Source organism: Mojavia sp., from assembly GCF_059505145.1.
In genome coordinates, this window is record NZ_JCACKA010000010.1 from 140,431 (window position 1) to 164,802 (window position 24,372).

Below are 24,372 nucleotides of genomic sequence, written 5' to 3' on the forward strand. Positions count from 1 at the left end.
ATAAATAAATTAACCATAGCTTGCAAAAATAATTAATTTTATGAAAATCGTCTATGATTATCAAATATTTAATGAACAAAAGTATGGAGGTATATCTCGCTATATATGTGAGGTTGCTAATAGAATTGCCCAAATAGAGGGATTTGATGTTAAAATTCTTGCTTGTTCATATATAAATAAGCACTTAGAAAGTGTCAATCCTGAGTTAGTAATTGGTATGCAACGTCAACATATTCCTAAAACTAAAATCTTAATAGACAAACTCAATGCTCAATTTTCTAAATTTTGGTTAAAGTCTAATAAACCTAGTATTATACATGAAACTTATTATTCAACAACTAGAATAGCACCTAAAGGTTCTAGAACTGTAGTAACAGTTTATGATATGATTCACGAAAAATTTAATTTCCTTTTAAACAATAAATTAGACAGAGAACTCACTCTCTCTAAAATAGAAGCCACTAAACGTGCTGATCATATTATATGTATATCTAACAGTACTAAACAAGATTTATTAGAAATTTTGGACATTAATCCTGACAAAGTATCTGTGATTTATCTTGGACATTCTCTTATTCATAAAAGCAAAATTGATTGGAAACTAAACATTCAATCTAAGCCTTATATTTTATATGTTGGGCAACGTGCAGGTTACAAAAACTTTGAGAGGTTATTGCAAGCCTATGCTAGCAACCAGAATATACAAAGGGATTTTAATCTAATTTGCTGTGGAGCAAATTCTTTTTCTACTCATGAGTTAGATCTGATTTGTAAATTAGGTCTAAATGGAAATAAAGTTATTCATGTTACAACAGACGATCAAGCTTTAGTTAAGCTTTACCGTGAAGCATCTGTTTTTATTTATCCTTCTTTATACGAAGGATTTGGATTACCACTTTTAGAAGCAATGTCGCTTGAGTGTCCTGTTGTTTGTAGCAACACTAGTTCATTGCCAGAGGTAGCTGGAGAAGCAGCTGAGTTTTTTGACCCTTATAGTACAGAAAGTATTGCTAATTCTTTAGAAAAAGTTTTGTACTCTTCTGAGAGAGCTAAAAATCTTATTAAACTTGGAAAACAGAGAGTTAAAGCTTTCTCATGGGAAGCCTGTGCAAAACAAACTTGTTCTCTGTATCGCTCATTAATATAGAAAATTAATATTAATTTTTTTAGCTAAATATTTCTGATATATAAGTTATATATTTTGTAAGTCAGTTATTTATCTAATTCTTAAAAGATGAAAAAACCAGATATAAAGTCAAATCACAACAATATATTATCATGAAAACCAATCTTTTTGAAGTTATAACAAAGCTTGATAAGCTGAAATCAATTGCCAACAACCAAGGTCTAAAAGGAACTGTTCAGCTTTTATATCGACGCATTGTATCAAAGGATAAAACAGTGCGTAGGAAAATTTCTGCTCGCTATTTAGTTGGGGAGGGAATAGAGATTGGAGCATTGCATTCTCCTCTAGAAGTTCCTGCTACAGCTAAAGTTCGATATGTTGATCGCATGTCTGTTGCTGAACTTAGAAAGCAATATCCAGAGTTAGCAAATTATCAATTAGTAGAAGTTGATATTATTGATGATGGAGAAACCCTTGGTTCCATAGCAGATTGTTCCCTTGATTTTGTGATTGCAAATCACATGATTGAACATTGCCAAAATCCCATTGGTACAATTGAACAGCACTTGAGAGTGCTGAAATCTGGTGGAATACTTTATATGGCTGTGCCAGACAAACGGTATACTTTTGATGTTAGTCGCCCTGTCACATCGCTAGAACACTTAATTCGTGACTATACGGAGGGGCCTCAATGGTCAAAATTATCTCATTTTGAAGAGTGGAGTAGATTAGTAGAAAAAGTTTCTGAAGAAGATTTATCAACATCAGTTCAACATCTAATTTCCATTGACTACAGTATTCACTTCCATGTATGGACTCAAGTGGAATTTTTAGAAATGCTCTTCTATTGTCAACGTACTTTATTACTTCCTTTCAAAATTGAACTATCGCAAGAAAATGCTAGTGAATTTATTATAATTCTCAGAAAAACTTGATTTTAAATCCTCATGTTTATAGCATTTACTAATGTAATGGGGTACAAATTTATATATGTTAATGCTTGGTTAGTTACTTTTTGTACCTCACTCTTTAGCATTTATTAAAATAATAATTAAATATTGTAATAACTAATGAGGCGTTGCTAATTTTATGGAAATTCCTAGCGCAACAGAATATGACAGCAAAAAAAACTATCCCCAATGCCTAGAAGGTGGGCTGAGATTAAGTCATGATTATCAGAAAAAATCTCAAATTAACCAGCCATTAATTACTATTATAACAGTTGTCTTTAATGGCGAAAAGCACATAGAAGATACTATTAAAAGTGTTATTAAACAAAAAAATGAACATATAAGTTATATAGTAATAGATGGTGGAAGTAATGATAATACTCTAAAAATAATTAAGAAATACGAAACCGATATTGAATATTGGATTAGTGAACCAGATAAGGGTATTTATGATGCAATGAATAAGGGATGGGCTGTAGCAGATGATAACAGTCATATTCTCTTTTTAGGTGCAGGTGATTTAATATTGAGCTTGCCAACGGTGAATCAGATGTACTCTAATAAAGCTATTTTTGGCAGAGTAAGCCTGGGGGATAATGGTTTTTTTAAATCAACGTCTGGTTGGAAACTTAAGTTAGGAAACACTCTGCACCACCAAGCATTACTTATCCATAAATCGCTTTCCATGGTTCCTCCATTTAATACGCAGTACAAAGTTTATGCAGATTATGATTTTAATGCAAGGCTTTTTAATGATGGGGTGAATTTCGTCTTTTCAGATTCATTCATTGCATATGCTTTGCCAGATGGCTTAACAAGTAAGCTATACATTCATGAATGTTTAAAAATTATCGAAAAAAATTTTGGAATAATTTGGAAAGTTTTAGCCGCAATTTACTACCTCTACCAAGGAACGAAGTATGGATTCCGCAGAATTTCAATATTTTCTTAAAAAACTTTTAGTTGTTTTAGTACTTTATAAAACTGATCTAAATCATTCCGACTCTTTTAAATCATTAAGCTATTGCTTAGAAAAAAACTCTTCTACCTTAGACATTCTAATTTACGATAATAGCCCTTTGCCAATGCTAAATCCAAAGGAAATGGATTATCAAAATTGGTATATTAATTATATTTATGATGAAACCAATCCTGGGGTAGGTAAAGCATATAATACAGGATATAAAGTTGGTAGACAAATGGATAAGCAGTGGCTATTGCTGCTAGATCAAGATACTAAATTTGAACCAGATGCTTTACTAAAGTACTACCAAGCAGTATACAGCAACCGTAACTCATTTCTGTTCGCACCCATCTTGACTTCGGATATAGGTGAACTTTATTCACCTTGTAAATATGCATTTAGAAGAGGATTTCCCCTCAAAAATATTGTACCAGGATTACATAATACTAAAAATATCTCACTATTAAATAGTGGTCTATTGATAAATATGGATATTTTTGAGAAAGTAGGTGGTTACAATGAAGATTTAAAACTTGATTTCAGCGATTTTGAGTTTATAGATAGGTACAAGCAAATTAATAACTTTTTTTTCCTTATTAATACTAAGTGTCTACATGGATTTTCCTCTCAACAAGATAGCATGGAGGCTGCATTAAATAGATTCGGTAGATATTGTGAAAGTATTCAAGTACTGACTAAAATCCATATAGATGCATTTATACTTTTGTTTTTTTCTTTAGTCCGTTCTTGTAAATTATCAGTTAAATTTAACAATTATCGATTTATTTATATTTTTTATATTAATTTAATTAAACCATATTTTCAGAGCATAAAATTAAAAATTAAACATTTAATTTAATTAGGTGAAACACTTAAGTATGACAGAGTACATATTATCAATAAATTTTTACTTTTATATACCTCTTGTGATTTTGGCCTTAGCAGCACAAGTCTTAATTTTAAGAAAGCTTATTTTTGCCTGGTTCGATCCACTATTCACATATCTGGTTTTTAATTCATTTAGTATTGCATTTGTTATGTATTTGTTTTTTGACGAGCAAATATATTTTGTGTATTTAATCACATTTATTTTATCAAATATATTTTTTATAACAGGACTAATATTAGGAAACAAAAAATTAGGTTCTCAACCTAATAATTTTTCTAATTTAATTAACCTAGACTATAGCAAAGACGATTTGCTAATTAATAATATATCTATATTAAAAAAATATTCCAAGCAATTAAATATTATATTATATATTTGTGTATTTATTCTTTTAACTGCTAATACGATATTATTTTTACAGTATGGATCGGTTCCATTATTTTCTGAAAACGCCGAGGTAGCAAAAGTTGAGTTTCGTACTGGCGGCTTTGGTTTTATTTATCGAATAAATGACGCACTTTTACCAGGCGCAATTGGAATAATTCTTATTAAAATTTTTAATCCTAAAATTCAGGTTGGTAAATATCAATATTTAAGTTTGATATTATGTCTGTTGATTCTGATATTCTTAGCCTTATCGAGCGGTAGTAAAGGAGCAATTTTACTGATTGTAAATTTAGTTTTTTACATTTATTTAATAAACAAGCAGTTTAATACTAAACATATTTATAAAATAAATTTTTATATTTCAATATTATTTATTTTAGGCATTAGTGTTGTATTATTCATTTTGTGGAGAGCTTCAATTGCAGTCCAATATTTAAATGTATTTGAAGCTTTGTTAGTTCGCTTTGTTGGTGCAGGAGATGTATTTTACTATTTCTACAATTATGATTTAATTAATGTTTTTGATTATAATCCCATAGATTATCTAATTAATAGTATCAATCCGCTTTTGAGTCTACTTAGATTGAGTGAATACAGTACTGCACTGGGAGAGCGCATAATTTCAGAAGCAATCGGATTAACAACAGGGGGGTTTGGTGCAAATCCTCAGCATCCTATTGAAGGTTTAATTTATTTTGGCTTTTTTGGGTCTTGGATTTTTAGTTTGACAATTGGTTATATAGTTTCTGTAATTAGAACTCGGCTACTTTTGTTTGTTCTCAAAAAACCGCATCAATTAAATTTATTATTGTATATGATCTGCGCTTACCAAATTATGAAATTACCTGTTGATTCAAATTTATTGCTAGAATCTTTATATAGTACAGTTATTATTGGCATTCCTATTTTCATGTATGTTCAATTATTTTTTGCTTCAAAATCTACTTCTGTTAAGCAAGCAGGAAAATAAAAATTAAATTATGAATGTCTCAGTATGCATGGCGGTATATAACGGTCAAGAATATTTAGAGGAACAATTACAGTCAATCTTAAAACAGCTACAGCCGGCTGATGAAGTTGTAATTGTTAATGATGCTTCTGTAGACCGCACTATTTCTGTTATCAATAAATTTCAAGATTCACGCATAAATTTATTAGAAAATAAAATTAATTTAGGTGTAGTAAAAACATTTGAAAAATCGTTAAATAGTGCAAGTGGCGATATTATATTTCTTAGTGACCAAGATGATATCTGGCTTGCAGGAAAAGTGCAAAAAATTTTAGCGGTGTTTCAAGCACATCCTGATGTAACATTAGTACTGAGTGATGCACAAATTATTGATGAAAAAGGTAAGATAACAGCCGATTCTTTTTTTGAAATTCGTGGAGAATTTGTTGCTAATCCTATTTCTAACTGGATTAAAAGTAAGCATCATGGTTGTACTTTAGCTTTTAGAAGAGAAATGCTGGAATTCTTTCTACCTTTTCCAGATGATACTCCAATGCATGACATATGGATTGGCATAGTTAATGGCATTTATGGCAAAGCTTTTTATATAAATGAACCACTAATACAGCACCGCAGGCATACCAGTAACACGGGCCGGGGAATTTTTAACCATGCTGGAATTTCTCAAATGATAAAGTGGCGATTGATTTTGGCTAAAAATGTTATTAGTCTAATTTTAAAAAATAAAAAATTAATAAATTATATTTGAAGATTTAAAAATACAAAAATATACTATTTAAAATGTTTTTTATATGCAACGAATCTGGATTTTAAGTGAGTTATACTTTCCAGAACAGACATCAACTGGGTATATTTTAACAAAGATTGCTGAAGGCTTATCTGAAGAATATGAAGTTAAAGTAATTACGGGCCCAGCCACAAATTTTTTAAATTGCGAACATCATCAAAATTATGAAATTAAAGATGGTGTTGAAATATTTCGTTGTCAAAGTACTTTATTTAATAAAGATATTTTCTGGGGACGCTTAGTTAATTTAGTCACCCAATCAATATCAATTTTAGGGAAATCGTGGAAGCTTTGTCAGCATGGAGACGTTATTTTAGTTGTTACAAATCCACCTTTGCTGCCTTTTGTAGCGCTAATTTTAAAATGGCTGAAAAATTGTCAATTTATCTTGTTAATTCATGACGTTTATCCTGAAGTCCTTGTTGCTGCTGGATTATGTAGTTCTTCTTCATTGCTAGCTAAAATAGGTCGTAGAGTAAGCGTTTTATTATATACCCAAGCAAGTAAAATAATTACCTTGGGTAGAGATATGACTAAGATAGTTAAAGATAAATTATCTAATAATAGTAGTATAGAAAATTTAAGTTCAAAAATTTATTTAATTCCTAATTGGGCCGAACACGAAACAGTTAGACCTGACGATCGCGACAATAATCCATTATTACAAGAGTTAGGATGTTCCGATCGCTTTGTCGTTCTGTATGCAGGTAACATGGGGAAAACTCATGGTATCAAAGACTTAGCAGAGGTAGCCACAATTCTCCAAGTTGACGGTAATATTCATTTTGTGGTTGTAGGCTTTGGCGCAAAAAAGAAATGGCTGGAAGAATATGTTAAATCTCAAAACTTGCAAAATATGAGTATTATCCCTCTATCAGCTAGACCTCGTTCTGAACAATCTGTTTCGCTGAATGCTGGAGATGTTGCTTTAATTTCATACGTTCCAGGCATGGCAGGTGTTTCTGTACCTAGTCGGATGTATAATCAAATGGCCGCTGGAAAACCCATTATTGCTGTTGCAGATGATTGGTCTGAATTAGCTGAAGTTGTTCGAGAAGAAAACATAGGCTGGGTAATTAAACCAGGTGACATAGAAGGATTAGTTCGTACCATTCAATTTGCAGCAACTAATCGTGAGTTATGCGTTGAAATGGGAATTAGAGCCGCAGAAGTAGCTAGAACTAAGTATAGTTTTGCTCAAACTAATCAAGCTTATAAAAAATTGTTTAAAGAAATATTTTCAATATCTTCTTAAGTTGCAATAATTTTTGCAATTTTTGCTTAATTTTATAAATTACTTAGGGCGATCGCTACAAATTTTCGCCAAACTTTAGCAGGAATAATATTAGCTAATACAAAAGCGATCGCCAAAATCAGCCATATTTATATTACATTGTTCAATTATTTTTTATCAAAGAAAATAAATATGGATCGCCGCTCTTTTCTCGCTTGGATGGGATTGGGTTGGTTAACTGCTTCTCCTTTATTTATTAGCTCTATATTCACTAAACTTCAGCAGCAACCAGTTTTTGCAAATAAATCTAATAGCATAAAATCTACTATTTTTTATGTTGCCCCTGATGGCAATGATGCTTGGACAGGAAAACTGGCAAATCGGAATAAAACTCAAACTGATGGGCCATTTGCAACCCTGGAACGAGCACGCAATGCTATTAGTGAACTCAAGCGTCAACAAGGCGGTATCCTGAAACAACCCGTTACTGTTTTCATTAGGGGGGGTACATATTTTTTAGCCCAACCATTAGTATTCACCCCAGAAGATTCTGGTACGCAAAATTGTCCGATTACTTACACAGCCTATCAAAATGAGAAACCAATAATCAGTGGTGGTCAGCGTCTTCGGGGATGGCAACAGGTAGTAATCAATGGTAAACGATTATGGATGCTGGAAATTCCTCAAGTTCGCCAGGGTGAATGGTTCTTTCGACAACTTTGGGTGGGAAACCAACGGCGAACTCGTGCCCGTTACCCTAAAAAGGGCTACTTGCCAGTTGCAGAAGTACCGGATGCTACCCCCAACTCCCCCGTGGCTCCAGGGCAATCACGGTTTAAGTATCGTCAGGGCGATCTCAAAAATTGGAGTACCATTAACAACGCTGAGATAGTAGTTATGACTCGATGGGTGGAGTCTCGACTAGCAGTTGCCGGTTTCGACGAAAACCAAAGAATAGTCGCCTTTGCTAGCCCCAGTCTTCATAGCATGGAGCCTGGTAATTCCCAGTCTTCTGCTGCCTCAATTTATTACTTGGAAAACGCTTTAGAAGTTTTAGAAAATCCTGGTGAATGGTATTTAGATAGGAAATCAGGCAAACTTTATTACATGCCTTTACCTGGAGAAAATATGGCCAGAGTAGAGGCAATTGTTCCTCGTCTGTCTCGTTTGGTTGACCTCCAAGGTAGCCTTGAAAATAGCAAATTCATAGAATATCTATCATTTCAAAATCTGACATTTGCCCATGCAGAGTGGTACTATGCCAACAATTCTTATATGGTAGGTTTTGGCCAGGCAGCAGAAGGCGTTCCTGGTTCAATTTATAGTCAAGGAGTAAGATACTGCACTTGGCAAAACTGTCAGATTACGAATGTCAGTAATTACGGCATTGAGTTTGCTAACGGCTGTGCAAATAATTCATTAATTAATTGCCAACTTTCTGATTTAGGGGCTGGAGGCATTAAAGTTACTCAAGGAGTTGATGGAATTAAAATTATTAACTGTCATATTCACAATGGAGGCAAGATGTTCCATAGTGCAGTAGGCATTTTAGTAATGAATGCACAGAATAACTTAATCAGTAGAAATCACATTCATGATTTTTACTACACAGGAATTTCAGTTGGCTGGACTTGGGGTTATCAAGCTAGCCCGACTAAAAACAATATTATTGAGCTTAATCATATTCATCATATCGGTCGGCTCTCAAATGGTGATGGCCCTTTGTTAAATGATAAAGGTGGAATTTATACGTTAGGTGTGCAACCAGGAACAATAATTCGTAGCAATATTATTCATGATATTGATGCTTACAGATTTGGAGCTTGGGGTATTTATTTAGATGAAGGTAGTTCGCAAATTTTAGTAGAAAATAATTTGGTTTACCGTACTAGAGACGCAGGATTTCACCTACACTACGGTAAAGACAACTCAATTCGTAATAATATTTTTGCTTTTGGTAGATTTGCACAAATTCGCAGATCAAGACCAGAAGGTCATTTAAGTTTTACTTTTGTAGGTAATATTATTTACTGGAATCAGGGACAACTTCTGGATAGCCAAGGTAGTTGGGATGATTCTAATTATGTATTAGACCGTAATCTTTATTGGTATAGAGGGAAGGGTAATATTCGCTTTGGTAAACTGTCCTGGCAAGAATGGCAGAAAAAAGGCAGGGATAAAAATTCTCTCATTGCTAACCCATTCTTTGTTGCTCCCGATCGCGATGACTTTCGGTTGAAACTGAATTCTCCTGCATTTAAATTGGGGTTTAAAAATTTCACCAAATCACCTTAAACGCTGGTTATAACTTGCACCACTCCGCCCGCTCAAAATCCACAAAATTGATCGCCCACAATCTCGCAACGCTCGTACTAGAGATTCTGATTTATCTAGTGGTGAAGGTACTACGACTGGAGTGACTGCTATTCCTTGGCTACCCAAAACAATAGTTGCGATCGCCCGTGCCCGCCGCATATGATAATCCGATGTAATCAAATAAATATGCTCTAATTTCTGTTTCACAAAATCTGCTGCCAAGGTAGTGAAATTAGTCACCGTATCTGTTGCTCGACCATCCAACCGCAACCGTTGATCCGGGACACCAAATTTGTGGAAAATCAAACGATTAAATTCCAGATTTGAGGTGACATCAGAAACCCAAATATTTAAATTATTATGAGATTGCCCAAATTTTGCAGCAAACTCTATCCTAGCAAAATCTCCTCCCAAGACAAAAATTGCTTGTGGGCTTGGCGCTTGGTAGAGGGCGATCGCTAGTTTAGTAGGAATTATACTAGCCCAAACCAACGCGATCGCTAAAATCAGCAAAACTAATCTCAATCTGCGTTTCATCTAACTATATGGCACTTAAGAAAACTAAAACTTATAAAGTAGCCTCCTAAGAGGCTACCGTGTTTGTTCATCTGTGGTTCGATATAAAAAACACAGGCTTATGTAAAAGGTCTATTAAGGCGTTATCCCTTAATAGTAGAGATGTCAACATTATAAAAGAATTACAGCCATTCAGAATTTAGCCGTTTTTGCATGAGTCTACTGGGGATATTTATAAAGTTCAGCTGGAGTATGGAATATAATTGACGGTCAGCGCTCAAGCTTATATGGATATTAGCACTGGAAAAAATTTTGCTTTTGTTCATGCAGGCAGAGTATAAAGGATGTGAATTTTATTCTTAATCCAAAATAATTTTAGCCATACCTTCTTTATTGAATATTTTAGATATGGCTCAATTCTATTTTTGGCCAGCATAAACTTTATTAACTTATTACGGAGAAGATATGGCTAAAGTCTTAGTCACAGGTGCTGCGGGTTTTATTGGCTTTCATTTGAGTCAGAATTTATTGAATAGGGGTGATGAAGTTGTTGGTTTGGATAACCTCAACAATTATTACGACGTTACTCTTAAAAAAGACCGTTTAGCTTTACTGCAAGAAAAAAGTAATTTTATTTTTTATCAAGTAGATTTAGAAAACCGAGAGAAAATATTTAAAATTTTTAATCAACACGAATTTGATGGGGTCTTGCATATGGCAGCCCAAGCAGGCGTGCGATATTCTTTGCAAAATCCTTATGTTTATGTTGATAGCAACGTAGTAGGATTCATCAATATTTTAGAGGCTTGCCGCCATTCAGCAATTAAGCATTTAGTCTTTGCTTCTTCTAGCTCAGTTTATGGTGCAAATACCAAAATACCTTTCTCCGTCCATGACAATGTAGACCATCCCTTGAGTTTATATGCTGCTACTAAAAAAGCTAATGAGTTAATGGCACATACTTATAGCCATTTATATAGATTACCTACTACTGGATTGCGCTTTTTTACGGTCTATGGCCCTTGGGGACGACCTGACATGGCATTATTTACCTTTACGAAATCTATATTATCAGGGAAACCTATTGATGTATTTAATTACGGCAAGATGAAACGAGATTTTACATATATTAGTGATATTATCGAGGGAGTAATCAAAGCTTTAGACAAGATTCCTCAACCAAATCTTAACTGGTCGAGTGCGCTTCCCGACCCTGGAACTAGTAATGCTCCTTACCGGATTTATAATATTGGTAACAATCAACCTGTAGAACTAACACACTTTATTGAAGTGTTAGAAGATTGCCTGGGAATGAAGGCACAAAAAAATCTGCTCCCGCTTCAACCTGGTGATGTTCTTGAAACTTACGCAGATGTGGATGATTTAGTTCGGGATGTTGGTTTTAAGCCCAGCACACCTATTGAAGTAGGAATTCAGAACTTTGTATCTTGGTATCGTTCTTACTACAAAATCTGACGATAAAGCTGCAAGCTGATTACCTCTAATCATTGGGAGCTAAAACTAACTCTAAACTCTTTTGCCAATCTGGTAGAAGCAGCCCAAATTTATTAGTTAACTTCTGACTGTCTAATAAAGAATAAGCTGGCCTACTTGCTGCTGTTGGATATTCTTGGCTGGTAATTGCGATCAACCTCTGCATTCTACGCTCACTATGCTTAACATCATTCGCAAAAATTGCTTTGGCAAATCCATACCAGCTAGTCTTTCCGCTTGCTGTTAAGTGATAAATTCCGCCCTGAGTATTAAGAAACTCATATATATGATGTGGAGATTGAGACAAAATTTGTGCTGTCACTTCGGCAATCATGCGACTCCAAGTAGGTGCGCCAATTTGGTCATCAACAACTTTGATTTCTTCACGTTCCTGAGCTAGCTTCAACATAGTGAGTAAAAAATTTTTACCTCGCAGACCATAAATCCAACTGGTGCGTAAAATTAAATGCGGTACGCCTACAGCCGCGATCGCCTGTTCACCAGCTAGTTTTGTTTGACCGTAGGTATTTTGTGGATGAGGCTGATCTTGCTCAGTGTATGCAGTTTGTTTAGCACCATCGAATACATAATCTGTTGAATAGTGAATGATAGCTGCACCTATTTTTTTTGCTTCCTCAGCGATCGCACCTGGGGCAATACCGTTAATTGCCATTGCTAATTCTGGCTCAGACTCTGCTTTATCTACCGCCGTGTAAGCGGCAGGGTTGACAATTAAATCGGGTTTTACTTCTCTAATTGTGCGGCGAATGCTGTCTGTCCGAGACAAATCCATCTGTAAAGTTGCCTTACTAGCGCTGCGTCCTACAGGAATTACTTTACCTATAGTCATTAAAGTGCGTTGTAATTCCCAACCCACTTGCCCAGTTACACCTGTCAGTAGGATGTTCATGCATATACCTCTGCATCTCGCAGCAACTTTCCAGATTTATCTTTAGCAGATAAGATTGGTTCTTCTTGAATTGGCCAGGCGATCGCTAGATCCGGGTCGTTCCAAATCACAGTACGTTCATACTGGGGTGCATAGTAGTTCGTAGTTTTATACAAAAACTCAGCATATTCGGAAAGCACCACAAAACCATGAGCAAAACCTTTAGGTATCCAAAGCTGCCGTTTATTTTCGGCTGTTAGATATGTCCCAATCCATTGACCGAAAGTATTGGAGCTTTTTCTCAGATCCACAGCCACATCAAATACTGAACCTACTACCACCCTCACTAGTTTTCCTTGAGGCTGCTGAATTTGATAATGCAAGCCACGCAAGATGTTCTTAGCAGAACGCGAATGATTGTCTTGTACAAAATGCTCAGTAATTCCTGTTTTTTCTAGCAAAAGCTTTTCGTTATAGCTTTCATAAAAGAAACCGCGATCGTCTCCATATACCTGCGGCTCAATCACTAATAAATCAGGAATTTCTGTTTGTGTAACCTGCATCGCTTTACCCTTAATTAAATACAAAATTTTTTGCTCAATTAAAGTGCATTTCATTGACAAAAAATGTTAAATACACAAATTTATGTAAAGCCTGGTTCAGCTTTTAGTGTTGATTGTACCAATGAATTTTAACCTAATGAAAGTTAGTCAAAATAGAATATTCTTGCCCATTTTTATGTTCTATGGTTGCAGAGCTTTGCTCATTTTCTATAATTGTCATGAGGTAACGACCATAGCTACTCTTAGCCATAGATTCAGCTAACCGACGAAGTTGGGAGAAATCAATATATCCTTGAAGGTAAGCAATTTCTTCAATACAGGCTATTTTTAGACCTTGCCGCTCTTCTAAAGTTTGAATAAAATTACTTGCCTGATGTAGAGATTCATGAGTACCAGTATCCAACCACGCGTATCCTCTACCTAAAAGTTCTACTTGCAATTGACCTAGCCTCAAATAAGCTAAATTTACATCTGTAATTTCTAGCTCATTACGAGCAGAAGGTTTCAAACTAGAAGCAATTTCTACTACTTGCGAATCATAAAAATATATGCCAGGAATAGCATATTTAGATTTAGGAATTAAAGGCTTTTCTTCTATACTAATTAGCCGTCCAGATTCATCAAATTCAATTACTCCATATTGGCTTGGATCTTTCACTTGATAACCAAATACTAATCCGCCTTCTGTAAGTGTGGCAGAGCGAGCCAAGACTTCTGTCAAACCATGCCCATAAAAAATGTTATCACCTAATATTAAGCATACTGGTTCGTTAGCAATAAAATCTTTACCTAATATAAAAGCTTGTGCTAACCCTTCTGGCTTCGGCTGCTCAATATAACTAAACTGCAAACCCCACTGGCTACCATCTTTTAAAAGTTGCTGAAATAATGGCAAATCATTAGGAGTCGAAATAATTAAAATTTCCCGAATGCCTGCGAGCATCAGTACAGACAAGGGATAGTAAATCATCGGCTTATCGTAAACAGGCATTAATTGTTTACTAATAGCATAAGTTATAGGGTACAGACGTGTACCAGAACCGCCAGCTAGAATAATACCTTTCATTTTGCATCCTTATACATAAACACAGAAATTACTATTAGCTGGAAGTTTCAGCTTTTCTGTTTTCATAATTTTGTTTAAGCCAGTTTTGGTAAGCACCTGAGCGCACTTCGTTTACCCAGGCAGAGTTACTAAGATACCACTGAACCGTTTTCAGCAAACCACTTTCAAAGTTTTCTTCAGGTTGCCAACCTAAATCACGGTTGATTTTACTACAATCAATTGCATATCTTCGGTCATGACCAGGGCGGTCTTTCACAAAAGTAATCAAAGAAGAATAGCTGTAATCAGGTTTCGGTGCTAAGTCGTCAAGGATAGCACAAATTTTTTCAACAACTGTCAAATTAGTTTGTTCATTAAGACCGCCTATATTATAAGTTTCACCAACTTTTCCTTGATTAAGAACAAGATAGATAGCCTCGCAGTGGTCGGTCACATAAAGCCAGTCTCGAATATTTTGTCCATCCCCATATATAGGTAACGATTTATGATCTAAAGCATTGAGGATAGTTAATGGAATTAATTTTTCAGGAAACTGACGAGGCCCATAGTTGTTTGAGCAATTAGTTGTTAAAGTAGGTAATCCATAGGTATGGTAATAGGCTCGTACAAAATGGTCGGATGCAGCCTTCGATGCTGCGTAGGGACTATTGGGTGCATAGGGAGTATCTTCCCGAAAAGCTGGATCTTGTGTTTTTAGTGAGCCGTAGACTTCATCTGTAGACACATGCAAAAAGCGAAATTGCTGTTGTTTTGGCGATGATAATTTTTGCCAGTAAATTCTGCTTGCTTCTAGTAGTTGAAACGTTCCCACTACATTAGTTTGGATAAAGTCTTGAGGGCTAAGTATTGAACGATCTACATGACTTTCGGCTGCAAAATTAATAATCGCATCTGGCTGATACTGTTTCAATAAATAACTTACTAACTCTACATTGCCAATATCGCCTTGAATAAAGTGATAGTTAGGATCGTTTTGTAAGTCTGCTAAAGTTTGTAGGTTACTAGCGTAAGTTAATTTATCTAGATTAACTACATTTGCCCATTCTGCTTGTCTAGCAAGGAGGATAAAGTTAGCACCAATAAATCCGGCTCCTCCGGTAACTAATATTGTTGGCATATTTTGCTATAACTCCTGATTCATAGATATTGGTATTAGTGCTGAATAGTAGCTCATAAATTAAAGTCAGGGAATTGAGTAATGAAAAAATTTCTTATTCCTCCACAACTTGAAATCGGGTTATAGCCTGACGTGAATTCGACAAACCTCTCCCACCCAACCTCCCTCTTTTCGCAGGCTACGGTGTACACACAAGTCTTTGAAAGTTGCCCCACAGCCTTTTGATCCCCCCAACCCCCCTTTTAAAGGGGGGCTAAAATCCCTCAAAGTCCTCCAATTTATCGGAGGATAATGACGGATCTACAATGATTTCGGTTTAGTACAGAGATGTGTGTACACCGTAGCTTTTCGCAGGAGAGAGGTTTGGAGAGAGGTCAAAATCATAATGCATCCAACTCACGTTAGCCTGCGGTAACGCTACGCGCAAAAAAAAAGTCCTTGCAATGACTGCTGGGTAATGTTTCGGTGAGTTGGATGTTACCTTTACATTCACAAAGCTTGTAAAATCTCTTCATCCACAGAGAAATCAACCTCGGCTTTATCGCGCCCAGAGGCAAGATAGTCATTCTCAAATGAATCAGTCAGCCCGGAGATTAAATCATACTCAGGCTGCCAACCCAATTCGTTCTGAGCTTTATTCACAGATGCAAAGAAATGCTGCGCTCGTAGTGGAAAAGCTTTGCGCTTACCAAAATCAAATTTTTTTGGGTCGTAATGGACAATTTTCACTGCATCAGGTGATTTGCCAGCAGCTTGGACACAAGCACGAGCTAAACCATCAAAAGTGACAAAGCGATCGCCAGAAACATTATAAATTTGACCTACTGCTTGGCTATTGCCTAAAACCTGCGTCATTGCCTTTGCTAAATCTTTGACATGGCCTAGCTGAGTGATATACAACCCATTACCAGGGATAGGAATCGGGCGATCGCGGGCAATTCTGTCAAAAAACCAACTTTCTAAATCGTTATAGTTACGCGGCCCGTAAATGTAAGTTGGACGAATAGAGGTAAAGGGCAATCCTTGCTGAGTTAGGTAAGCTTCTGTTTCATGCTTACCGCGATGGCGGCTTTTAGGATCTATGGGATCACCTTCAACATGAGGCATTTGGTCAGATTTGAGATATACTCCAGCAGAACTCATATACACAAAATGTTGTATACGATCTTGAAAAATTTCTGCCAGTGGTTGAGTATCAGTCAGTTCCCGGCCATTATTGTCAAAAACGACATCAAAATTTTCTGCTGATAACTTTGCTTTTAACTGGGTAGCGTCCGTGCGATCGCCTATAATTTGTCCTACTCCCTGCAAGGAAGGTGCGGGACGATTACCACGATTGAACAGCACCACCTCATGTCCTTGCTCTACCAGCAGTTGAGTTAGATAGACACCAATGAACCGAGTACCGCCCATAATCAAAATTCGCATAAATTATCAATTCCTATATCGATTGTTGTCAAAGGATTTGGGATTGGGGGCTAGGGGCTGGGAATCTCAAAAATAAACTCTTCCCAATACCTAATACCCAATCCCTAATCCCCAGTACCCAACCCCATGTTTGAGGTTATCAGGTTGCAGCATCCGTCTGGAACCTGTTTCGGAGAATTACGTCTTTAGAGTCAATCTGGGGCGCTTCCCATTTTTAATTACAAGGGAAAACCTTTCAGTTAACCTCATAATTGGCTTTAATTATTTTCAACTCATTTAAAGTTAGCTGTGCCCTTGAAATATGCTCTGGTTCATGAGTGGCTGACACCTAAAGCCACAGGCGGTTCAGAACTAGTTGTGCGGGAAATTCTGAATCACGTTGATGCCCATTTGTATGCACTGATCGACTTTGAATCTAGCAACCCTCAAAGTTATTTATACAAACGTCAGATTGGTACAACATTTCTCCAACGCTTTCCCTATGCTTACAATGGTGTACAAAAATACCTGCCTTTGTTGCCGTTGGCGATTGAACAACTGGATTTACGACAGTATGACGTAATTTTGTCTTCATCTCACGCTGTCGCAAAAGGAGTGATCACTACTCCCGAACAGATACATATTTGCTACTGTCACAGCCCCATGCGCTATGCTTGGGACTTAACTTTTGATTATCTGCACCAGAGCAAGCTGGGAAGTGGCGTAGCAGGATGGGTGACACGGTATTTATTGCATCGTTTACGCCAGTGGGATGTATTAACAGCAAATCGCGTTGATTATTTCATTGCCAATTCACAGCATACAGCTCGTCGAATTTGGCGCTGCTATCGGCGAGCGGCGACAGTAATTTATCCCCCAGTGAATGTCGAGGCATGGCCATTTTCTCCTCAAAAAGAGGATTTTTATCTGACAGTTTCCCGGTTAGTGAGTTATAAGCAAGTATCCTTAATTGTCAAAGCGTTTAATCAACTGCAAAAACAATTGGTAGTAATTGGCACGGGCCCAGAGATGAAACATCTTCGCCAGATAGCAAACTCTAATATACAAATACTAGGATGGCAACCTGATGATGTAGTAAAAAAATATATGGCTAGAGCCAAAGCATTTGTGTATGCAGCTTGCGAAGATTTTGGTATTGCCTTAGTAGAGGCGCAGGCTTGTGGTACTCCAGTAATTGCCTATGGTGCAGGCGGTGCATTAGAAACCGTGCGAGATATTCGCTCCTGTCAGGTCAATACAGGAACAGGCATCTTATTTAAGATGCAAACAGACGCGGCTTTAGTAGAAGCAGTAGAAAAGTTTGAAATGTATCAGGGTGCTTTTAATCCTGAGTATGTGCGATCGCATACTGCCCAGTTCTCTGAGCAAGCCTTTGCCAATCGCTATCTAAATTTTTTAGAAAAGTTTTGCAAAGAAAAGGCATCTTTAGAATGATGATCAAAATTTTTGTAATAGTTTTGTAGGCTTTTGGAAATTTAAACCCAGAAGCACCTCATTTTAGCTTTAAGATTGGGACTATGTGTGGTGTGGATTATTAAGGAGTATGATGACTGCCCAGAGCTCACTCCTCTCCGGCAAGCGACGAGGCCTACGGCAAGACGCTAGTACGTCTACGCGTACTTTCTTAAAACGTGGTCAACAGAAAAAGGCTCCTAGGCTAAAACCTAAAGGTTTGTCTTTTCAAGGTTTAAACGGAGAGTTTGCCAAGCGATTGTTCGATATTGTGTTTTCGCTGTTGGTTTTGATATTGTTTTTCCCCCTTTACTTAGTCTTAGCCTTGCTGATTGCTTTAAGCTCACAAGGCCCGATTTTTTATATCCAAGAACGGGTTGGTAAAAACTACAAACCTTTTAATTGTATTAAATTCCGCACAATGGTGAGCAATGCCGATGAAATTCTAGTGCAAATGATGGAAACATCCCCTGTGATGCGGCAAGAATTTGAAAGCAGTTTTAAGCTGAAACAAGACCCTCGGATTACAAAAATTGGTCGATTTTTGCGAATTACCAGCTTAGATGAATTTCCGCAGTTTTGGAATGTCCTCAAAGGAGACATGAGTGTTGTCGGCCCGCGTCCTTTAGTAGCGGAAGAACTACCAAAATACGGATATCACATAGATGATATTCTTACCATTCGTCCAGGAATTACTGGATTGTGGCAAGTTTCTGGGCGTAATGATATTCCCTATCCTCGAAGAGTTCAAATTGATTTACACTATGTTAAATTCAGAAATTTTTGGCTTGACTTATGGATAATCTTGAAAACAATTGATGTAGTCATTATGCCCAGAAATAACGGGGCATACTGAACAAATAGTAAAGTTTGTTGTGTGGGGCAGTTTATGCCCCAAAGTACCAGATCTTTATCAGAGTCTAGATAAATGCAGGAGAATTAATCTCTATCTCACAGTCAAACTGCATTTTGGTACAGATTTGTTTAATTATATTTTTATCTATGTAAATAATAATACTTGAGCAAATATAAGTTTTATTTATTTTCCATAAACACGCAAAATGTATAAATTTATAGCAAAATCAAAACAAAAGATACAAAATAATTCAGAAGTCTTGATTTTAGCAGTGTTAAATTAAGTTTTATTAAGGATGTTTGTTTAAATTGTAGATAGAGTATAAACGAAGACTAATAGTTTCCCATTAGGCAAGTTAGGAATTAACTGCTAACTTGTATAAGTTGCTGCAACTACTGCACTCAAAATTACAAGGAATAACTAAGCATGGCGCAAAAGAAGCGAGCATTGATTACCGGTATTACTGGTCAAGATGGTTCATATCTAAGTGAGTTTTTGCTAGAGCAAGGTTATGAGGTTCATGGTATTATTCGCCGGACTTCTACATTTAACACAGATCGTATCGATCACATGTACGAAGACCCTCACAAAGAGGGAGTAAAGTTATTTCTTCACTACGGCGATTTGACTGATGGCACAACGCTACGCCGAATTCTAGAAGAAGTGCAGCCGACAGAAATTTACAATCTAGGCGCTCAATCTCACGTCAGAGTTAGCTTTGATTCACCGGAATATACGGTCGATGCGGTAGGCATGGGCACATTGCGTTTATTAGAAGCAATTCGAGACTATCAACAACGTACTGGAATTCAAGTACGCTTCTACCAAGCAGGTTCTTCAGAGATGTATGGTTTAGTGCAAGCCGTACCTCAAAGCGAGACGACGCCCTTTTATCCCCGTAGCCCCTATGCTTGTGCTAAAGTTTACGCCCACTGGCAAACAGTGAATTACCGTGAGTCTTATAATTTATTTGCGTGTAATGGCATACTTTTTAACCATGAATCGCCCCGACGCGGTGAAACTTTTGTAACACGCAAAATTACCAGGGCAGTTGCTCAAATTGTTGCTGGTAAACAGAAAAAAATTTATATGGGTAATCTTGATGCCAAGCGGGATTGGGGCTATGCCAAAGATTACGTTAAAGCAATGTGGCTGATGTTGCAGCAAGAACAGCCAGATGATTATGTAATTGCTACTGGTGAAACGCACTCAGTGCGGGAGTTTTTGGACTTGGCATTTGGGTATGTGAATCTTAATTGGCAAGATTATGTAGAGTTTGATGAGCGCTATCTCCGCCCTGCGGAAGTTGAGTTACTAATTGGCGATTCTACCAAGGCACGCCAACAGTTGGGCTGGACACCATCGGTAACTTTTGAGCAACTTGTTGCCCTAATGGTAGAAGCAGATTTACAAGCATTGGGTTATACTTCCCCAAATGGAAATGGTTCCACAGCACTGCATGATATTGCAACTATTCGTCAACAACTGGGCGCTCTCCATTTCTGATTTACACTTGCTGAGGATAAAAATATGACCGCCTTAGAACTAAAAAACAAACGGATTCTCGTCACTGGTGGATCGGGTTTCCTAGGTCGTCAGGTAATAGATCAGCTGTGTAAGGCAGGGGCCGATATTGAAAAGATTACAGTCCCGCGATCGCGGGACTACGATTTGCGGATTTGGGAAAATAATCAACGCGTTGTTGACCAGCAAGACATTATTATCCACCTAGCAGCTCATGTCGGCGGTATTGGGCTGAACCGCGAAAAACCAGCCGAGTTGTTCTACGATAACTTGATCATGGGAACTCAGCTAATTCACGCTGCCTATCAAGCTGGAGTAGAAAAATTCGTCTGTGTTGGTACTATTTGTGCCTATCCTAAGTTCACCCCTGTACCATTCAAAGAAGATGACCTTTGGAATGGTTATCCAGAAGAAACCAACGCCCCTTATGGAGTTGCTAAAAAAGCACTTCTAGTCCAACTGCAAGCTTACCGCCAGCAGTACAACTTTAATGGTATTTATCTGCTACCAGTAAATTTATACGGGCCAGAAGATAACTTTGACCCCAGAAGTTCTCACGTGATTCCGGCGTTAATTCGCAAAGTTCACGAGGCACAAATCAAAGGTGAAAAAGAACTCCCTGTTTGGGGTGATGGTAGCCCTACCCGTGAGTTTCTATATTCAGAAGATGCGGCTCGTGGCATTGTTATGGGTACTCAATTTTACAACGATTCTGAACCGGTTAACTTGGGAACAGGTTATGAAATCTCCATTCGTGATTTGATTAATCTCATCTGCGAACTCATGGAGTTTGACGGTGAAATTGTCTGGGAAGCTGACAAGCCTAATGGTCAACCCCGCCGTTGTTTGGATACTGAACGGGCAAAGCAAGCTTTTAATTTCACAGCCCAGGTCAGTTTTCAGCAAGGGCTAAAAAATACGATTGAGTGGTATCGTCAACACGCTGCTGCATAATTAAATTTTTGTTTGATTGAGACTGTTGGCTATATCTTTTACGTAGGGCAGATGCCCTACGTGTTTTTTGGTGATAAATTTTATACTTTCATGGATGAAGTTAATCTTCAAAATTGTCAGTTAGCTAAAACAGAACTACGCCGTACTCTGCTGCAAATACGTCAATCAATGCCAGTCAAAGAGTGGAGAGAAAAAAGCGATCGCATCTGTACGCAACTGCAAAACTCTGCTTTACTTAACCAAGCAAAAACAATACTTGCTTATTTTAGCTTTCGCCAAGAACCTGACCTCAGCCCGTTATTTACAGATAATAAATACTGTTGGGGATTTCCTCGCTGTGTGGGTAAATCCCTTGTTTGGCATATCTGGACACCTAACGACTCTGTAAAAATTGGTGCTTATGGTATTAGCGAACCTCTTCCCAATGCTCCCAGGTTAGGCCCTGCTGAAGTAGATTTAATTCTTGTCCCTAGTGTAGCTTGTGACTATCAAGGATATCGCTTAGGCTATGGCGGGGGATATTACGATCGCTTACTCAATTCACCTGAGTGGATAACAAAGCCAACTATAGGAATTGTCTTTAATTTTGCCTATTTGCCTCAATTACCTGTGCAATCTTGGGATAAACCTTTGAAAGCTGCGTGTACAGAAACTGGCTTGACAGGTTTATGAAGTCAAGAATTGCTAAAAAACTGATAATTTGGATATTTTTAAATTCTCTTGCTTACCTACTTATTTAATAAAAAAATCTCAAAAAACACAAAATCATTATAATTAGATTTCAAAGCGGCAAATTCAGGTCAATGATGAATTTTCTCAAGCGCAATTCACAACTTAATATTATAGGGATGTATGGAATTTTAGGAGCGATCGCAATAGTCACTCTGTTTCCATTGCTTTGGCTGATCAGTACAGCCTTGAAATCTCCAACAGAAAATATCTTACAATCACCACCGCAGTTGTTACCAACTCAACCGACACTGAGTAATTTCTCTAGTGTTTGGCAATCCCTACCTTTTGGACAGTATTTTTATAACAGTATATTGGTAGCGCTGCTAACTGTTGCTTTGAATTTAGTATTTTGTGCCTTAGCCGCTTACCCCTTGGCGCGGTTATCGTTTCCAGGACGAGATGGGATTTTTATTGCGATCGTGGCTACGATTATGATTCCCTTTCAGATTGTGATGATTCCCCTATACATTCTGACCGTCCAGATGGGTTTGAACAATACCTATTTAGGAATGATTTTTCCTAGTTTAGCGTCTGCCTTTGGCATTTTTCTGTTGCGACAAGCTTTTATGAGCGTTCCCAAAGAGATAGAAGAAGCCGCCCGTATGGATGGCAGTTCAGAATTAGGCTTATGGTGGTACGTGATGTTACCAGCGATTCGCCCAGCACTAGTGACTCTAGCTATTTTCGTCTTCATCGGTTCTTGGAGCGACTTTCTTTGGCCTTTGATTATTATTCAAGACGAAAATTTATATACTCTGCCTTTAGGAGTAGCAAAACTAGCGGGTACATTTTCCCTTGATTGGCGGTTGGTAGCTGCTGGTTCTATTATTTCTATTGCTCCAGTACTGGTATTATTTCTGTTTTTACAACGCTACATAGTACCCACAGAAACTAGTAGTGGGGTTAAGGGTTAAATCATTAATTTTAAATTCAATATTATAAATTCAGATAAAAGTTTGATTTTGAATTCATAATGTTGAATTTTTTATTTTATTAGCGTCGGCGCACTTGGGATAATAACAGAGGCAAAAACTTAATAAGCACCGCTTTTTGACAAGACTACCCAAATAGTTTTCAAAATTAAATTCAAGTCGTAAGCTACAGACCACTTACGCTGATAATCAAGATCCATGCTGACGATGGTTTCAAAGTCTTTAATGCTGGAGCGACCGTTAGCTTGCCATTCCCCAGTAATACCTGGCTTAACTCGCAATCTTTGCCAATGGTGTAGTTCGTAGTTGATAACTTCATCAGGAGTAGGTGGGCGAGTTCCAACTAAGCTCATTTCTCCCATCAGAACATTCCAAAACTGAGGTAATTCATCTAGACTGGTGCGCCGCAAGAACTTACCCACGCGAGTAATGCGTGGATCTTCTGTAGATTTAAAGATGTGGCCTTGGGCTTGATTGTTCACCAGATGCTTGAGCTGATCGGCATTAACAATCATTGAACGGAACTTCCAAATCCGGAAGGGACGCCCATGAAGGCCACAGCGAATTTGGCAATAAAATATCGGGCCAGGATTATCAATAATAGTAGCTATTGCTACAGGAATTGCTACTAGCGCTGTAATCATGAGTCCGACAATGGCACCGAAAATATCAATTAATCGTTTTTTCGTGCTGGCGATAGAAGGGTGTGAAGGCTGTTGTAAAAAATTTCCTAAATCAAGCTGACTCAGCAGGGCTAAATCATCAACAGTACAACCTTTTACGTTAGTACTCAAAGTAGACATGGACATAAGTGGTTTTTGGTTTTTACTTATTTTGTCTTTCTACTATGTTTCCAGTTTTACCAAAATTATTACTGAGTGCTAATATAGACAAGTTTTTGGTATTATACAACCGTAGGCTTAACCTTTGTACAATCTTTCACTTGATCTGGGTTACTGTAATTTTTTAGTACATGAGCAATGAATTAAAAATTCATACTAGCAGATACTGTTAAAAAGTTTCACGCTGACGCAAATACTCAGCTAGCATTTCTCACTAAAGTAGAAGCGATCGCCTGATAAAATATACAAATTTTTTCCTGTCTCTGTAAGCGATCGCGTCGTTGTAAAAGAAGAGTCTGCCCCAAGCTACCGCAGAAAATACAGAGGTATAGAGCAATCAGCAATAATATGTAAACAGCATGTAAACAGCAGTTTGCTGTTTAT

Annotated in this window: 23 protein-coding genes; 15 read left to right on the top strand and 8 right to left on the bottom strand. The window is 37.2% G+C overall.

The window, feature by feature from the left end:
* Positions 1-40: 40 nt before the first annotated feature.
* From AC5JL8_RS00965 to AC5JL8_RS01000, 8 genes are all read left to right on the top strand, one after another.
* A complete protein-coding gene (locus AC5JL8_RS00965) occupies positions 41-1,147 on the top strand; it encodes a glycosyltransferase family 4 protein (protein ID WP_495877905.1) in 1,107 nt (368 codons plus the stop codon).
* A gap of 131 nt (positions 1,148-1,278) precedes the next feature.
* Positions 1,279-2,061 (top strand): methyltransferase domain-containing protein, encoded by a 783-nt coding sequence (locus tag AC5JL8_RS00970; RefSeq protein ID WP_495877906.1) that lies wholly within the window; start codon positions 1,279-1,281, stop codon positions 2,059-2,061.
* 154 nt (positions 2,062-2,215) lie between these two features.
* A complete protein-coding gene (locus tag AC5JL8_RS00975; RefSeq protein ID WP_495877907.1) occupies positions 2,216-3,028 on the top strand; it encodes a glycosyltransferase family 2 protein in 813 nt (270 codons plus the stop codon).
* Positions 2,997-3,899, top strand: coding sequence for a glycosyltransferase family protein (locus AC5JL8_RS00980; RefSeq protein ID WP_495877908.1), 903 nt, complete (start codon positions 2,997-2,999; stop codon positions 3,897-3,899). Before AC5JL8_RS00975 ends, AC5JL8_RS00980 begins: the two co-directional genes overlap by 32 nt.
* Before the next feature lie 19 nt (positions 3,900-3,918).
* Complete coding sequence (locus AC5JL8_RS00985; RefSeq protein ID WP_495877909.1) at positions 3,919-5,286, top strand: O-antigen polymerase; 1,368 nt, start codon at positions 3,919-3,921, stop codon at positions 5,284-5,286.
* A 10-nt stretch (positions 5,287-5,296) separates the two neighbouring features.
* Entirely contained in the window at positions 5,297-6,034 is a 738-nt protein-coding gene (locus tag AC5JL8_RS00990) for a glycosyltransferase family 2 protein (protein ID WP_495877910.1), read from the top strand.
* 43 nt (positions 6,035-6,077) lie between these two features.
* A complete protein-coding gene (locus AC5JL8_RS00995) occupies positions 6,078-7,328 on the top strand; it encodes a glycosyltransferase family 4 protein (protein ID WP_495877911.1) in 1,251 nt (416 codons plus the stop codon).
* Between the two features lie 171 nt (positions 7,329-7,499).
* Entirely contained in the window at positions 7,500-9,602 is a 2,103-nt protein-coding gene (locus AC5JL8_RS01000) for a right-handed parallel beta-helix repeat-containing protein (RefSeq protein ID WP_495877912.1), read from the top strand.
* Here AC5JL8_RS01000 and AC5JL8_RS01005 read toward each other — a convergent pair.
* Positions 9,594-10,160: a YdcF family protein gene (locus tag AC5JL8_RS01005; protein ID WP_495877913.1), complete on the bottom strand. Its 567-nt coding sequence runs from the start codon at positions 10,158-10,160 to the stop codon at positions 9,594-9,596. The two genes, AC5JL8_RS01000 and AC5JL8_RS01005, sit on opposite strands and share 9 nt — an antisense overlap.
* Before the next feature lie 444 nt (positions 10,161-10,604).
* Between AC5JL8_RS01005 and AC5JL8_RS01010 the strand changes: the two genes are divergently transcribed.
* Positions 10,605-11,615 (top strand): NAD-dependent epimerase, encoded by a 1,011-nt coding sequence (locus AC5JL8_RS01010; RefSeq protein WP_495877914.1) that lies wholly within the window; start codon positions 10,605-10,607, stop codon positions 11,613-11,615.
* A gap of 25 nt (positions 11,616-11,640) precedes the next feature.
* Here AC5JL8_RS01010 and rfbD read toward each other — a convergent pair whose 3' ends face one another.
* The 5 genes from rfbD to AC5JL8_RS01035 all read right to left on the bottom strand — a co-directional run bounded on the left by rfbD (position 11,641) and on the right by AC5JL8_RS01035 (position 16,696).
* Entirely contained in the window at positions 11,641-12,543 is a 903-nt protein-coding gene (gene rfbD, locus AC5JL8_RS01015; protein ID WP_495877915.1) for a dTDP-4-dehydrorhamnose reductase, read from the bottom strand.
* A complete protein-coding gene (rfbC, locus tag AC5JL8_RS01020; protein ID WP_495877983.1) occupies positions 12,540-13,085 on the bottom strand; it encodes a dTDP-4-dehydrorhamnose 3,5-epimerase in 546 nt (181 codons plus the stop codon). The genes rfbD and rfbC overlap by 4 nt, the downstream gene beginning before the upstream one ends.
* Before the next feature lie 133 nt (positions 13,086-13,218).
* A complete protein-coding gene (gene rfbA, locus AC5JL8_RS01025; protein ID WP_495877916.1) occupies positions 13,219-14,151 on the bottom strand; it encodes a glucose-1-phosphate thymidylyltransferase RfbA in 933 nt (310 codons plus the stop codon).
* 34 nt (positions 14,152-14,185) lie between these two features.
* Complete coding sequence (gene rfbB / locus AC5JL8_RS01030; protein WP_495877917.1) at positions 14,186-15,268, bottom strand: dTDP-glucose 4,6-dehydratase; 1,083 nt, start codon at positions 15,266-15,268, stop codon at positions 14,186-14,188.
* A gap of 489 nt (positions 15,269-15,757) precedes the next feature.
* Positions 15,758-16,696 carry an NAD-dependent epimerase/dehydratase family protein gene (locus AC5JL8_RS01035; protein WP_495877918.1) on the bottom strand — a complete coding sequence of 313 codons (939 nt, stop codon included), beginning with the start codon at positions 16,694-16,696 and terminating at the stop codon, positions 15,758-15,760.
* A 288-nt stretch (positions 16,697-16,984) separates the two neighbouring features.
* On the opposite strand from AC5JL8_RS01035, the gene AC5JL8_RS01040 reads away from it, so the two are divergent.
* The 6 genes from AC5JL8_RS01040 (at position 16,985) to AC5JL8_RS01065 (ending at position 23,128) form a co-directional block, all read left to right on the top strand.
* On the top strand, positions 16,985-18,130 hold the full coding sequence (locus tag AC5JL8_RS01040; protein WP_495877919.1) for a glycosyltransferase: 1,146 nt from the start codon (positions 16,985-16,987) through the stop codon (positions 18,128-18,130).
* A 112-nt stretch (positions 18,131-18,242) separates the two neighbouring features.
* Positions 18,243-19,004 (top strand): undecaprenyl-phosphate galactose phosphotransferase family protein, encoded by a 762-nt coding sequence (locus AC5JL8_RS01045; RefSeq protein WP_495877984.1) that lies wholly within the window; start codon positions 18,243-18,245, stop codon positions 19,002-19,004.
* Between the two features lie 426 nt (positions 19,005-19,430).
* Positions 19,431-20,510 (top strand): GDP-mannose 4,6-dehydratase, encoded by a 1,080-nt coding sequence (gene gmd, locus AC5JL8_RS01050; protein WP_495877920.1) that lies wholly within the window; start codon positions 19,431-19,433, stop codon positions 20,508-20,510.
* A 24-nt stretch (positions 20,511-20,534) separates the two neighbouring features.
* The gene (locus AC5JL8_RS01055) at positions 20,535-21,482 is read left to right on the top strand and encodes a GDP-L-fucose synthase family protein (protein ID WP_495877921.1); all 948 of its coding nucleotides are present in this window, start codon (positions 20,535-20,537) and stop codon (positions 21,480-21,482) included.
* Positions 21,483-21,572: 90 nt separating this feature from the next.
* Positions 21,573-22,154, top strand: coding sequence for a 5-formyltetrahydrofolate cyclo-ligase (locus AC5JL8_RS01060; RefSeq protein WP_495877985.1), 582 nt, complete (start codon positions 21,573-21,575; stop codon positions 22,152-22,154).
* 134 nt (positions 22,155-22,288) lie between these two features.
* Complete coding sequence (locus tag AC5JL8_RS01065) at positions 22,289-23,128, top strand: carbohydrate ABC transporter permease (RefSeq protein ID WP_495877986.1); 840 nt, start codon at positions 22,289-22,291, stop codon at positions 23,126-23,128.
* 119 nt (positions 23,129-23,247) lie between these two features.
* On the opposite strand, the gene AC5JL8_RS01070 is transcribed toward AC5JL8_RS01065, so the two are convergent.
* Together AC5JL8_RS01070 and AC5JL8_RS01075 are read right to left on the bottom strand one after the other, a co-directional pair.
* Positions 23,248-23,955, bottom strand: coding sequence for a sugar transferase (locus AC5JL8_RS01070; RefSeq protein ID WP_495877922.1), 708 nt, complete (start codon positions 23,953-23,955; stop codon positions 23,248-23,250).
* 230 nt (positions 23,956-24,185) lie between these two features.
* Positions 24,186-24,332, bottom strand: a complete 147-nt coding sequence (locus AC5JL8_RS01075) for a hypothetical protein (RefSeq protein ID WP_495877923.1) — start codon at positions 24,330-24,332, stop codon at positions 24,186-24,188.
* Positions 24,333-24,372: the final 40 nt, after the last annotated feature.